Genomic DNA, 13,845 nt, shown 5'->3' on the forward strand with positions numbered 1-13,845 from the left:
CGGACATCAACGACGGGCCGTGTTGTGCGCCCTCAGGGGCACCATGGCGCCCACGACAGACCGCTACAGCCCCCTTGCTGCCAAGGGTCTTTGAGTAAAGCTGTCGTTCAACGTTCGAGTTCAGGCCGTGGCCCGTCTGGGCCGTCGCGCCCGCAACGAATGGTTAGACCGCACCCGTATCACTTCTTGGCCTAGCCCAGTTGCAATAACGATGAGTCAATCTTGCGTTTTCAGGGACAGTTCTTCCACCAACCCAGTACTGCTTGATGTGATCAAGCGCGGAATCATCTGCTGACTGGATATGCTGATTGCAAATTGCGCACGTTGGATCAGCCGCCATCATTTCTTCCTTCAACTTGAAGGTAAAACAGCGAGGTTCTTTCTGATTTACTCCAAGGATTGACTGTAACGATGCGCGCCATTTGTCAAAGCGCAAAGTTACCGCCTGCACAGAGCTGGTAGACAACTCGATGGAGTCGACAAACTCCTGATCTTCTGTCATGAGGGAAACCAAGGCTTCTTTCACAGAGTCCAAATTCTGATACACCTTGTTTTTGTCCTCCCTTGCGAAGGAGTACATCAGAATATCGTACAAGGACGTATTGAACTTCTTTGGCTCCCAATAACCATTGGGCTGGCCATCTTTGCCCTTATAGAACCGCTTAAACGAATTCTTTCCGAACGCTGACCGAATTATTTGACATGCATTCTTGAATGCCGACTTTAACTCAGCAATATCCTTGTCTGAGATTTCTCTTCTTTCTCTCGCCTCGGAGTTTAAAAAATTGCGCATTGGCGCTTTGTAGTTGAGATATGTCTTGTGATAAAACGCACAGAACCGCAGAACCAACTCTTTGTCCTTCATGCGCTTGTCGGGCGCCTTTAGCCCGCAGATGAACATAAAGTCTGGATCTTCCGCCATTTCTTTAAGTGCGACATTGAAGCTGCCTCGGTAAAGGCAGTTTCTCAACTCTTGATCGTTCAACTGAACGGAGCCTGTATTCAGACGCTCGAATATCTCAAATTTCAGGTTCTCGCTTGAGTCTTTCTGAAAAGTGATAGCGCGAATTTTGTAGTAACGAACTCTATCCTGTAACTCATCAGACAGATCACTGAACTTCTTGCCATTCAACTCAGAACACACATTCAAGCTACTCAACTTGAACACCTTTCCGTCTGGAAACTGGCCGTCTATGAAAGAAAAGAATGAAGTTAGTCTCTGCTGCCCATCAATGACGTACTCTTTTCCGTCCTTTTCCTCTGACAAATAAATTATTGGCAGTGGAATGTGAAGAATTGCGGACTCAATTAACTTGCTTGCCTTCGCGGCATCCCACACATATTGCCGCTGAAAATCAGGCTGAAGAATAAGCCGGCCACGTTTCTTCTTATTGTGAAGAGATTCAACCTCAAGATCCCCACTTGATGTGTGAATCCGATTGTCTTCTGGTGCAATTTGCACCTCCTCGTCACCACCCTCATCAAAGCTAAGATCGTTCTCTTCTTCAGGCAGCATTTCTCCTCCTTGTTGTTATGCGCAAAACTTAGTTTTCGGTCTAACGTCCAAATTCACCGGCCTGCGCAGCTTTTTGCGCAGGCCCGGTGGAATGAGTGGTTGAGCATCGCGGCAGTTCTCATGCTGGTGCGTCGGTGATCTGCTCTAAGACTTCACAGCACGCCCTAATACTTTCTACTGCACGCTTGGCATCATCCTCCTGAACGTTTCGTTGGCCGTTATGAACAATGTTTTGCCTCCGACTGAGTGCAGATTGGCACTCCGAAATCACAGATGCTGGTAGTAGTGCTTCGGGGAGAATGGTTGGCAACAGATAGTTAACCGTTGCGCTTAAGCCGAGACGTTCAACCTGTGATTTCAATCTACTCAATCCTAATCGCTGGGCCATATGTGGTGCGAATGCTCTATCTGCATTGCAGTCGCCAGCAAACTTGAAAACGGCAACTTCAAGTGCAGTGACCGCCTCTGTCACTGCACTTCGATAGTGACCGATGCTTAGCAAATGCTCAGATCCTGCCAGGAGTTCACCAATCAATTGCGGCTTGCTGGCGCCAGTCACGAAGTCTCGGAACGCTGGCCAATCGGACTCCGTGACGTATCGACTTTCCCCTTCTTCTGTTATCCATATTACATCCGCCTGTTCTGGCTGGAACCTGAATGGCGGGCCGTTATCAACTTGGGCGCGCCCCTCAAAGACACTGAAATAAAAGCGAAGTCGATATAAGTCAATCTTATACTCGGATAACCAATATTGTCCTTTGTGTGATCGAGCAAATGCAATAAGTCGATTAACTCGATGAAGCACCGAGGTCAGAATTCTTTTGGCGATCCTGTCGCATTCCAACTGGAGGAATGCATTGTTTCTCTCTGGAAGCTTGGAGAAATCACGCTGCTGCATGTATTCCAGCAAGTCGGCTCCCAGGCCACTAATTTGAACATCGGCGTAGACATACCGAGCATTGATGTTTACGTACCTCTTCAACTCGTCGGCTGTCGGCCGAGATGCCCACCACATGCATTTCTCATCAAACCACAAAAGAATGGCCAAGTCGCCATCATTTGCGACTATTCCTTGGTCGCGTCCGATTGGAAGCCAGTGAGTGAAAGTTATGGCCGTGTCCGGCTCTGTCGGAGACTCGCTATCGAATGGGATCTTAAGTGTGACTGTCAGATGAGGCATAGGATTGGTCAAGATTCCCAAATTTGTTTTAGGGCGACAGCCCTGCTGCGCAACATCGTGACTGCTCCGTAACAGCAAACACCGTGCCCACCACTCTGCTCCGCCAAGGGTGTTGACCAGTTGCGTGAGCGCATACGCTAATTGCGTTGCAGCTTAAGAACCGAGCAGGCATATGTCCACTGAAGTGATGCCTTTACCCGCTTCCGCGGCGCGCGCCACCCAGCAACATTGAACATGACCGCAGCCAGCAACCCCGCCGCCCGGTGTACACTTCGCGCGCTCCCATTCGCCGGACCCGCGCCATGCCCATCCACGAAATCCGCCACCCGCTCGTCCGCCACAAGATCGGCCTGATGCGCGAGGTCGACATCTCGACCAAGAAGTTCCGCGAACTCACGGCCGAGCTAGGCCGTTTGCTGGCCTATGAGGCCTGCAAGGACTTTGAGCTGGAGACGGTCACGCTGCAGGGCTGGGCCGGGCCGGTGGAGGTGGATCAGATCAAGGGCAAGAAGGTCACCGTGGTGCCGATTCTGCGCGCCGGGCTGGGGATGCTGGATGGCGTGCTGGACATGATTCCGAGCGCCAAGGTGAGTGTGGTGGGCATTGCGCGCAACGAGGAGACGCTGCAGCCGGCGCCTTACTTCGAGCGCTTTGTGGGGCATCTGGGCGAGCGCATGGCGCTGATCATTGACCCGATGCTGGCCACCGGCGGCTCGCTGGCGGCCACCTGCGACATGCTCAAGCGCAAGGGCTGTGGGCAGATCCGGGCGCTGGTGCTGGTGGCGGCGCCGGAGGGCATTGCGCTGATGCAGGCGCAGCACCCGGACGTGGAGATCTTCACCGCCAGCATCGACAGCCACCTGGACGCGCACGGCTACATCATTCCCGGCCTGGGCGACGCCGGGGACAAGATTTTCGGCACCAAGCTGGGCTGAGCTTCACCCCACCCTTCGCCCTGTGCGGGCTCGCGGAGAACAAGCATGAATGAATCCCCCAGGGAGCCGATGTGGCGGCAGGCCGTTTCGGGCGGGCAGATACTGTTCGTGGCGTTTGGCGCGCTGGTGCTGGTGCCGTTACTAACGGGTTTGGACCCGGCCATGGCGCTACTCGGCGCGGGTGTGGGCACGCTGCTGTTCCAGTGGATTACCAAGCGCGAGGTGCCGATCTTTCTCGGATCGAGCTTTGCCTTCATCGCGCCGATCATCTACAGCATGCACACGTGGGGGCTGTCGGCCACCATGGGCGCGCTGGCCTGCGTGAGCCTGGCGTATTTCGCACTGGCCGGCGTGGTGTGGAAGCACGGCGCGGAGATCGTGCACCGCTTCATGCCGCCGGTGGTGATCGGGCCGATCATCATGATCATCGGTCTGTCGCTGGCCTCGGTGGCGGTGAACATGGCGATGGGGCGCAGCGGCGACGGTTCGGTCGAGCTGGTGAACTACGGCACGGCGCTGATCGTCGCGGCCATCTCGTTCGGCACTACGGTGGCGGTTGCGGTGTTCGCACGCGGGCTGTTGCGGCTGCTGCCGATTCTGGCCGGCGTGGCGGCGGGCTACATTGCCGCGGTGCTGTTCGGGCTGGTGGATTTCTCGGCCATCGCGGCAGCGCCGTGGTTTGCCATGCCGAGATTCACGACCCCCACTTTTGAACTGGCGGCCATCCTGTTCATGCTGCCGGTGGCGCTGGCGCCGGCCATCGAGCACGTCGGCGACGTGATTGCGATTGGCGGCGTGACCGGCAAGGACTACACCAAGAGCCCCGGCCTGCACCGCACGCTGGCCGGTGACGGGCTGGGCGTGCTGTTTGCCGGCTCGGTCGGCGGGCCGCCGATCACGACTTATTCGGAAGTCACTGGCGCGGTGACGCTGACGCGCAACTTCAACCCGGCGATCATGACCTGGGCGGCAGTGTTCGCCATCGCCATGGCCTTTGTGGGCAAGTTCAACGCGCTGCTGGCGACCATTCCGGTGCCGGTAATGGGCGGCATCATGATGTTGCTGTTCGGCTCGGTGGCGAGCGTGGGCCTGAAGACGCTGATCAACGCGAAGGTAAGCATGGACGAGCCGCGCAACCTGGTGATCGTGTCGTCGATTCTGGTGTTCGGCGTTGGCGGTCTGGCGCTCAACCTCGACGGGCTGACGCTGCAGGGCGTGGGCTTGTGCGGTGTACTGGCGGTGCTGTTCAACATTGTGCTGCCCGTCACGCGCAAGCCCTGAGGAAAGCCCTGACACATGCGGCCCAGCGTGGGTGCTAACATCGACGCACCCCTACCCGAGAGGAGCCCGTCATGAGCTTCCGCAACATTGCCCTGGCCGGACTCGGCCTTCTGGCGTCTGCCGGTGTCGCACTGGCCGCCGAACCGCAAAGCCTGTCCAAAGAGCCGACCAGCGTTTTCGCGGTTACCGCCGACCATGAACTGATCCACTTCGATCCCGCCGAGCCGGCCAAGATTACGCATCGCGTGGCCCTTTCGGGGCTGTCACGGGGCGAGGACTTGCTTGGCATCGACTTCCGGGTGGCGCGCGGCGTGCTGTACGCGCTGGGCAGCAAGGGCCAGTTGTATACGGTCAACACCAGCAGCGGCGAACTGACTGCCATCGGCGACGGCAAGCTGCCGGTAGACCTGCCCGAGAAATCGTTCGGCTTCGACTTCAACCCGGCGGCCGACCGCATTCGCGTGGTTGCCGGCAGCTTCAACCTGCGACTGCACCCGGACACCGGCGCGGCCGTGGACTTCGCGCCCAACACCACGACGTTTCAGGCCGATGGCGTGCTCGCCTACGGCACGGGCGACCCGCACATGGCAGACATGCCAAAGATCGCCGCGGCCGCCTACACCTACAACAGCGAAAACGAGAAGCTGACCACCAACTACGCCATCGACACGGCGCTCGGCACACTGGTCATGCAGGGCTCGCGCGAAGGGGAAGTTCCGGCGGTGTCGCCCAACCTTGGCGTGCTGACCACGGTGGGCGATCTCGGCACCGGGCCGCTGGCGAACGCCCACCTGGACATCTCCGACGTCTCCAACACCGCGCTTGCCGCACTCACGCCCGAAGATGGCAAGACGCAGCTCTACCGCGTTGACCTCGCAACGGGCAAAGCCACCGCGATCGGGCCGATCGGCGACGGGGGCGAATTGCTGGGCCTGGCCATCGAGCCGTAATGCCGCGCCTGCTGCCCGCCCTGTTCGCCGCGCTGGCCTTGCCGTGCGGGGCGGCCGACCTGACGGTAAATGTCACCGGCGCGGGCGGCACGCCGCTGCCGGGTGCGGTGGTGTTCCTGCAGTCCGACGCGGCAGCGCAGGCCGTCAAACCGTTGAGCGGCGCCGAGATCGCCCAGCAGAACAAGAGTTTCGTCCCCGATCAGCTGGTCATTACGCGCGGCACGGCGGTCGATTTTCCGAACCGCGATACCGTGCGTCACCACGTCTATTCCTTTTCGCCAGCCAAACGCTTTGAACTCAAGCTGTACATCGGCACGCCAACCGCGCCCGTGGTGTTCGACACCGCCGGCGTCGCCGTGCTCGGCTGCAACATCCACGACCAGATGGTGTCGTGGGTGGTGATCGTCGATACGCCGTTTTACGCCCAAGCCGATTCCGCAGGCCGGGCTGTGCTGCGCAACGTGCCGCCCGGTGAATATCAGTTGCGCAGCTGGCACCGCGGCCTGCCGCCCGGCGCGGAGACACCAACACAAACGCTGCGGGTGGCGGCAAGCACTGGCGCCGTGAACGTCAACCTCGCCGGAGTGCGGCCATGAATCTGCCGCGGCGCTGGCGCGACATGGGGCTGGCGACGCGCATTGTCGGCATGTCGCTGGCGCTGCTGCTGGTGGTGCAGATCGCCGGTTTCACCGTGGTGCGCGGCGGCATCGCCGACAACGCCCGCGGGCAGATCGCACATGAACTGGAAGTGGGCGAACGCGTGTGGCGACGCGTGCTCGAGCAGAACGCCGAGCGGCTGCGCCAGGGTGCCTCGGTGCTGGCCGCCGACTTCGGCTTTCGCTCGGCGGTGGCCTCGGACGACGACGAAACCATCCGCTCGGCACTGGACAACCACGGCAGCCGCATCGGCGCACGCATCACGGCGCTGCTCGACCCCGCACTGCAACTGCGCGCCACCAGCGAGGACATGGGCGGCATGGCGCTTGAAGAGCGCCTGCGTGCGGTCACCGAACGGCTGGCCGCCAACGACGCGGCGAGCGAAATCGCGCTGGTCGGCGGCACGCCCTACCAGTTCGTGATGGTGCCGATGCGTGCCCCGCTGCTGATCGGCTGGGTGCTGATGGCCTTCCCCATCGACCAGGCGCTGGCCGACGACATGTACCGCCTGCTGTCACTGCATCTGGTCGTCACCAGCCGCAGCGCGGGCGGCGATACCAGCGTGGTGGTCAGCACGCTGCCCGAGCCCGTTTCGCGCGAAATTGCACGCGACGCCACCGGCGTGCTCGACGTCGGCAACGACGAGCTGCTGGCCCGCCGCATCAGCCTGCACCGCGGCGAAGGCGAGGTCGACACCGTGCTGTTGCGCTCGGTCAGCGAAGTCACCGCGCCCTACCGCGAGCTGCAGCTCACGCTGGCCGCCATCACCGCCTTCGGCGTATTGCTGTTCGCCTTCGGCAGCACCCTCACGGCGCGCCGCGTGACGCAACCGCTGCGCCAGCTCATCGCCTTCACCGAGCGTGTGACGCGCGGCGACTACAGCTCCCCTGTGCGGCTCGCGCGTGACAGCGATGACGAAGTCGGCCGGCTGGGCCGCTCCTTCGAGCACATGCGCGAGAGCATCGCCCGTCAGCAGCACGAGATCCGTCGTCTGGCCTACTGGGACCGCCTGACCGGGCTGCCCAACCGCGAGCAGTTCCGCGAGGCGCTGGCCGAACGCATCTCGACCGGCACGCCGTTTGCCGTGCTGATGCTCAACCTCGACCGCTTCAAGCATGTGAACGACGTGCTCGGCTATGCCTTCGGCGACGCGCTGCTGTGCGCCGTGGCCGAACGCCTGTCGGAGCGCAGCGACGCCGAACACGACCGCGTTGCACGCATCGGCGGCGACCAGTTCGCGCTGCTGCTGGCCAACGCCGATGCCACGGCGGCGGTCGCCAAGGCAGCGGACATCGCGCAGGCCTTTGCCGCGCCGCTGGCGCTGTCGGGGCAGACCGTGGACATCAGCGCCGGCATTGGCATCGCGTGCTGGCCGGAAGACGGCGACGGGCCGGATCTGCTGCTCAACCGCGCCGAAATCGCCATGCATGCGGCCAAGGCACGCGCGGCCGGGGCCATGCACTACGAAGCGCGGCTGGATTCATCAAGCGCGCAGACGCTGTCGCTGCTCACCGACCTGCGTCACGCCATGGAACGCGACGAGTTGCGCCTGTTCCTGCAGCCCAAGATCGACGTCACCAGCGGCACGGTCGTGGCCGCCGAGGCGCTGGTGCGCTGGCAGCATCCGGAGCGCGGGCTGGTGCCACCAATGGACTTCATCCCCTTCGCCGAGCAAACCGGCTTCATCCGCCACATCACGCTGTGGATGGTCGAAGAGGCCGCCCGACAGTGGCGCGCACTGCAGCCAAGTTCCGGCCGCCTGCGCATTGCGGTGAACCTGTCCACACGCGACCTGCTCGACCTGGAGTTTCCCGAGCGCATCGCTGCGCTGTGCGCGCGTCACGAGGCACCGACCGACGGCTTCTGCCTGGAGATCACCGAGAGCGCGATCATGGACGACCCGCAGCGCGCCGAAGCCACGCTCAACCGCTTGTCTGCGCTGGGTTTTAAACTGTCGATCGACGACTTCGGCACGGGCTATTCGTCATTGGCCTATCTCAAGCGCCTGCCGGTGAACGAGCTGAAGATCGACCGCAGTTTCGTGATGGCGATGGAAAGCGACGAATCCGACGCCACCATCGTGCGCTCGACCATCGATCTGGCGCACAACCTGGGGCTGACGGTGGTGGCCGAAGGGGTGGAAAACGCAGACGCGCTAGACGCATTGCGCGCCTTGCACTGCGACGAGGCGCAGGGTTATTTCATCAGCCGGCCGTTGCCCGCCAGCGACTTCAACGCGTGGCGCGCCGGACGCCCCTGATGCGTGCCGTGTCCAGCCCCGACCCGCTCGACCGCATCCCGCTCGCGGCACTGATCCTGGCCAACCTCGCACCAGCGGTCGGCGTGCTGTTCTTCGGCTGGGACGCGCATTACCTGCTGTTGCTGTACTGGCTGGAAAACCTCGTTGTCGGCGCCTGGACACTGGTGCGCATGCTGCACGTCGGCGGCCTGCGCGTGCTGCCGCAGTCAGCCTTCTTCAGCTTCCACTATTCATTTTTCTGCGCCGGCCACGGCATTTTCATCCTCACCCTCACCGACCTGCCCGGCGAAGCCCCGCCGGAAGATTTCGACGACGACGGCTTTGTGCTGCTGATGCCCTTCCGCATGCTCGCCGGCCAGTTCGGCTGGATCGCCAACGAGATGCCGGGCCTGTTCGGCCTGCCGCTGCTGGCCTTCGCGATCAGCCACGGCGTGTCGACGCTATATCACCACTTCATCGACCACGAAGATGCCGAGCGCGACGCGGATGACATCATGTTCGACCCGTACAAGCGCATTGTCGCGCTGCACATCGCGATCATCCTGGGTGCCATGGCCATCATCGAAACCGGCGCCACCACCGCCGCCCCGGCGCTGCTGTTGCTGGTCGCCGGCAAAACCGCCATCGACATACATCAGCACCGCAGCGCCCACCGCAAACGTCGCGCAGGCAAACGCCGCACAATTGAAAACGGCGCCGATGACGGCGCCGCTGGCGATATAGATGGCGGGGACTGAGCCGGCTTACATCTTGAACGAGAAGGTCAGCGAGCCGAACGAATCGCGCTTGTCCTGCCCATTGAACTCCTTGCTGCGCAGCACGTGCGTGTAGCTCACGCGCACGTCAGACCAGTCCATCACGATACCGAACTGCACGTCGCCCACCAGCTTGCGCCGGTCGACACTGCGGCTGTCGCGGAAGGTGTTGCCGTCCAAGAAGATGTTGCGCGCAACCGCACGCCCCTCAAGCCCGGCAAAGGCGTACCAGCGGAAATCACGCGCCGGCGCAAAGTCGGCCGAACCCGGCAGACCCGGCTGGATGCGTGACGGCCCATAGTCATTCGGCAAATTCGGGCCGAAACGGACCATGACGCCGGCGTTGGCATAGGTAAACACGTTGCCCAGCGCGCCGCCCACATGGGCGCCCAGATCGAGCTCATTCCCCAGCATCCGCGTCTTGACGATGCTGCGCCACGAGCGTTGCCAGGTCGCCACAACACCCAGTTCGTTCTTCAACTGCGTGTCCCAGCCCCTCGGCCGGTCCGAGCCAACCACCTTGTGCACCCACTTCTGCGTCTTCTCGGCCCCCGAAGCGGGGCCCACGACGCCAACCGTCAGACCGAACTGATCAACCACCCGCCCCGTCTCAATGCCGAGGCCGATCGAACCGTACAGCCAGCCGGCATACGGCCACTCATTCTCTGGCGGGTCGCTCAGGTTGATGTCGCTCGGGGTGAAGATGCTCTGCCCGATGGCGTAGCCGTAGCGGATCGTTCCGTCACTCGGGAACCACGGCATCAAGCCCGCAAAGCTGCGCGCCCACTGTGGCACCGGCTGCCGCTGATCCGGCACCCACGCCAACCGCATGCCGTGGGTGTAGTGCCCGTCGTCGCCGGAGAAGATGTCGTTTTCAAGGTTGATACTGAACGTGCCATTGGGCCGTTCGTCCTCCTGCGCCATAGCCAACGGGGTAGCGAGCGCGAGCAGGAGGGGGAGAAGATGGCAGGACCGGGTAATCATGCGAACTCCCTTAAGGATGGGTTAGCGAAGTGTAGCCGGGAAAACGGATGGGCGTTGGTAACAGGAAGTTGGGAGCGCGCGTACAGATCCGATATAAGTCACTCAAGGTGCAATCACAGCGACATTGCACAGGATAATGTCGGTCGCCGTCGGCAGGCACGCAGGGGCCACCGGTTGTGCTTTTACTTCACACACCCCTTGGGACGGCAGTTGTGGAGAGTGTTCTTCTATCTTCCGCGGTATCCCCGATAACAGCGCGGCATCTATACCGCCGACTTCACTCAGCGTGAAAACGCATCAAATCAGAACAATGAATCATCCCGTCCCCAAAAAGAACTCAAAAATATCGAGATCCTTGCCTTACCGAGCAGACATTGACGGTCTCCGTGCAGTCGCCGTTCTTGCGGTAATCGTATTTCATGCATTCCCCGCGGCCTTGCAAGGCGGTTTTGTCGGAGTGGACGTCTTTTTTGTCATCTCAGGCTACCTGATCACCACCATCATTCTCCGCGACCTGGAGGACGAGAACTTCCGGCCCGGCCTGTTTTATGCCAATCGGGCCCGCAGGATTTTCCCTGCGTTGATCGTGGTTTTGGCCTCCAGCCTCGTCATCGGGTGGTTGGTTCTTCTCCCAGACGAATACGCGTCACTTGGCAAGCACGTAGCTTCAAGTGCGGGCTTTATTCAGAATTTCGTGCTGCATGGCGAAGTGGGCTACTTCGACATTGCCGCCGATCTAAAACCACTGCTGCATCTGTGGTCACTTGCCGTTGAAGAGCAGTTCTACATCCTGTATCCACTGGTGCTTTGGGCGCTGTGGCGCGCAGGATGGGGGTTTGCCGCGATTCTTGCCGGACTAGCTGCAATGTCATTCGCCAACGCCATCGACTGGCGCAACTCGCAACCCGAGCAAGCCTTTTACTACCCTACCGCACGCTTCTGGGAGCTTTGGGCGGGGGGCATTCTTGCGTGCCTCAACGCGGACAGGCGGCAGCGACTGATCACGTGGCTGGCTAGGCTTTTCCCTCCCACCTCACGTGCTACCGCAGTCCCTAACGTACATCCAGAACAGACCGCTTGCTCCCTGCTATCGACGGCAGGTCTAGCACTGATCGTTGGTAGCGCGTTTTTCATCCGACGCGAATTCGCTTTTCCCGGGTTTTGGGCTGTCATCCCAGTTGTTGGAACGGCCCTCGTGATTTTGGCGGGCCCGAACGGTTGGGCCAATCAGAACTTGCTCTCAGCGAAGCCCGTCGTCCTAATCGGACTCATTAGCTACCCTCTCTACTTGTGGCATTGGCCGTTGCTGTCTTTTGCACGAATACTCGAGCAACACTCCGCTTCAGTGATGATCGGTTGCATTGTGCTCAGCGTCCTCCTAGCCGCCCTCACCTATCGAATAATCGAGCGGCCCGTCCGCTTCGGCAAGCGGAGCGCTCTCGGATGCGCGGCATTGGTAACACTTCTAGGGGTTGTTGCCGCGGCGGGTTTGTTCGTTGCGAAGCAGCCGCTTCCCGAACGCCAGCTACTGCTTAGTCGGGACGATTTCGACAACCAAGTCCTGCGCAGCGGTTCTAATCGATGGTTTCGTGGAAAGGACGATTGGCTTTTCCTAGGCAACGCCTACGGAAATACGCTCCGCAAGCTGGAACTGCGAATCAGCCCTTCGACACAACATATCGAGAACGTGAAGGAGCTTTTTGCACACTTGGCGAAGACAGGAGAGAAGTACGAAGTCCCTGTCGCCCTGCTACTCGGACCGGATAAGAACCGCGTGTACCCTGAATCCCTTCCAGAGCAGCTGAGTCCATCACCCATCCGGTACGTCGATTCCTTTCTTGATGCCTTACGTCCACTGTCCAACTTGGTGGTCCACGACCCATTGAGAGACCTCCTAGAACACAAGCAGAATGGCCACGTTTACTGGCGAACAGACACACACTGGAATCAGAGAGGTGCCCTGCTTGCTTGGGCTGGCTTAGCGCAGCGGCTTTCTTTGCCCGCCCCGGCTGTTCAACTGCAAGCCGCTGACTCTCCACACGCTGGCGATTTGATGAAGATCTCGCGCCAGTCGGACTTTCCACTTCACACCGACGATAATTTCACTGTGAAATGGGAGAAAGAAACAGAGCTAACGTTCATACCTTCAGACGAAGGCCGACCGCAGCTCCGCATCCCCCACGAAATCGTACATAACCGTCACCCTCTCGCCGAAAAATACGTCTGGGTCGTTGGAGACTCGTTTGCCAACGGCGTCCGTCCTTACATCAACCGGTCGTTCCGGGAGACGCGCTATCTTGGCGACTGGATACAACTGCTTCCTGGCCACCAGCTGTCGCGATTGCTGGAAGACGCAGAACGCAAACCAGACCTTATTATCATCGTGCGGGTCGAGCGCAGCTTCTGACAATTTGCAGAAACTCTTCCACGAGCAGACGGCAGAACGCATCACGATGTTCTGGGTCAGCGTCCGGCAAAGGGCACAGATAACGACCGCGCAAATTTTGGGGTGGCTCGGAACAACCTCACACCCCAACGCGGGTTTCATCCCCACACCCAGTTGCACCCCTCGACTGACGGATCACCGACCCTCTCCCAGTGAACGCCCAGCAAATTGCACGCCTACATGCCGTCTTCCGGCATCAGCGTGCGTTTGGCCAGATCGGCAGCGCTCTTGCCCTGCCACACGGGCCAGTACTCGGTGTATTTCAGGTACACGCTTTTTTTGTTTGCGTCGTACCAGGCGAGGGACTGCGGGGTGTTCTCGACCAGGCGGGTGTTCTTGAGCCAACCGGCGAAATCGTTGGACGTAGTGCTGTACTCGGCGTCGCTATCGGCCTTGATGGGCCACAGTGAGAAGCGCGCTTTCCAGGCACCCATGCGCGGGGTGACGAGTGCGTGATAGGTCTTGCCCGGAGCCAACTCTGCCTCCATGAAATCGGCCGCTTCTGAAACGACCATGAAAACGTGCTTGCCGGGCGGGACGTTGCTCACGATCTTGGTTCCGTTGGCCATGATGCCAATGAACTCGATCTGGCCGCGGTCGACGCGATACAGCGAGGCATTGATGGCGCTGCCGAGCAGACTGGAACGCATGAACACAACCTGTGCTTCGGCGGCGGCGGGGGACGGAAGCTCTTGGGTCTGAGCGACCATCATCGGGTTGGAGGCGCAGCCGCTCACTACGACAAGCCCAACAATGGCCAGCAATCGGTAGATCATCTGAAGTTCCTGTTCGACAATTCATGCAATGTGGAAGAATCCGCGGAAGCGATCGATGCCCGAAGCAGTCCTGCTGCGGGTTTCGTGAATCCGGATTGCATAGTA

Annotated in this window: 11 protein-coding genes; 7 read left to right on the forward strand and 4 right to left on the reverse strand. The window is 60.3% G+C overall.

The window, feature by feature from the left end; translation table 11 throughout:
• Positions 1-163: 163 nt before the first annotated feature.
• Both AC6H0N_RS14985 and AC6H0N_RS14990 read right to left on the reverse strand, forming a co-directional pair.
• Complete coding sequence (locus tag AC6H0N_RS14985; protein ID WP_497574927.1) at positions 164-1,516, reverse strand: GmrSD restriction endonuclease domain-containing protein; 1,353 nt, start codon at positions 1,514-1,516, stop codon at positions 164-166.
• Between the two features lie 118 nt (positions 1,517-1,634).
• Positions 1,635-2,564: a hypothetical protein gene (locus AC6H0N_RS14990; protein WP_497574928.1), complete on the reverse strand. Its 930-nt coding sequence runs from the start codon at positions 2,562-2,564 to the stop codon at positions 1,635-1,637.
• Positions 2,565-2,998: 434 nt separating this feature from the next.
• Between AC6H0N_RS14990 and upp the strand changes: the two genes are divergently transcribed.
• The 6 genes from upp to AC6H0N_RS15020 all read left to right on the forward strand — a co-directional run bounded on the left by upp (position 2,999) and on the right by AC6H0N_RS15020 (position 9,516).
• Positions 2,999-3,631: a uracil phosphoribosyltransferase gene (upp, locus tag AC6H0N_RS14995; RefSeq protein WP_497574929.1), complete on the forward strand. Its 633-nt coding sequence runs from the start codon at positions 2,999-3,001 to the stop codon at positions 3,629-3,631.
• 45 nt (positions 3,632-3,676) lie between these two features.
• A complete protein-coding gene (locus AC6H0N_RS15000; RefSeq protein ID WP_497574930.1) occupies positions 3,677-4,912 on the forward strand; it encodes a uracil-xanthine permease family protein in 1,236 nt (411 codons plus the stop codon).
• Between the two features lie 71 nt (positions 4,913-4,983).
• The gene (locus AC6H0N_RS15005) at positions 4,984-5,862 is read left to right on the forward strand and encodes a DUF4394 domain-containing protein (protein WP_497574931.1); all 879 of its coding nucleotides are present in this window, start codon (positions 4,984-4,986) and stop codon (positions 5,860-5,862) included.
• The gene (locus AC6H0N_RS15010) at positions 5,862-6,458 is read left to right on the forward strand and encodes a methylamine utilization protein (RefSeq protein WP_497574932.1); all 597 of its coding nucleotides are present in this window, start codon (positions 5,862-5,864) and stop codon (positions 6,456-6,458) included. Before AC6H0N_RS15005 ends, AC6H0N_RS15010 begins: the two co-directional genes overlap by 1 nt.
• Positions 6,455-8,779, forward strand: coding sequence for a putative bifunctional diguanylate cyclase/phosphodiesterase (locus AC6H0N_RS15015; RefSeq protein WP_497574933.1), 2,325 nt, complete (start codon positions 6,455-6,457; stop codon positions 8,777-8,779). Before AC6H0N_RS15010 ends, AC6H0N_RS15015 begins: the two co-directional genes overlap by 4 nt.
• Positions 8,779-9,516: a DUF6498-containing protein gene (locus AC6H0N_RS15020; protein ID WP_497574934.1), complete on the forward strand. Its 738-nt coding sequence runs from the start codon at positions 8,779-8,781 to the stop codon at positions 9,514-9,516. Before AC6H0N_RS15015 ends, AC6H0N_RS15020 begins: the two co-directional genes overlap by 1 nt.
• 6 nt (positions 9,517-9,522) lie before the next feature.
• Here AC6H0N_RS15020 and AC6H0N_RS15025 read toward each other — a convergent pair whose 3' ends face one another.
• Entirely contained in the window at positions 9,523-10,518 is a 996-nt protein-coding gene (locus AC6H0N_RS15025; RefSeq protein WP_497574935.1) for a lipid A deacylase LpxR family protein, read from the reverse strand.
• Positions 10,519-10,828: 310 nt separating this feature from the next.
• Between AC6H0N_RS15025 and AC6H0N_RS15030 the strand changes: the two genes are divergently transcribed.
• Complete coding sequence (locus AC6H0N_RS15030) at positions 10,829-12,925, forward strand: acyltransferase family protein (protein ID WP_497574936.1); 2,097 nt, start codon at positions 10,829-10,831, stop codon at positions 12,923-12,925.
• 215 nt (positions 12,926-13,140) lie between these two features.
• Here the strand turns inward: AC6H0N_RS15030 and AC6H0N_RS15035 are convergent, their stop codons facing one another.
• Complete coding sequence (locus tag AC6H0N_RS15035) at positions 13,141-13,740, reverse strand: hypothetical protein (protein WP_497574937.1); 600 nt, start codon at positions 13,738-13,740, stop codon at positions 13,141-13,143.
• Positions 13,741-13,845 lie beyond the last annotated feature (105 nt).

Source organism: Pseudazoarcus sp. NS34, assembly GCF_059703725.1.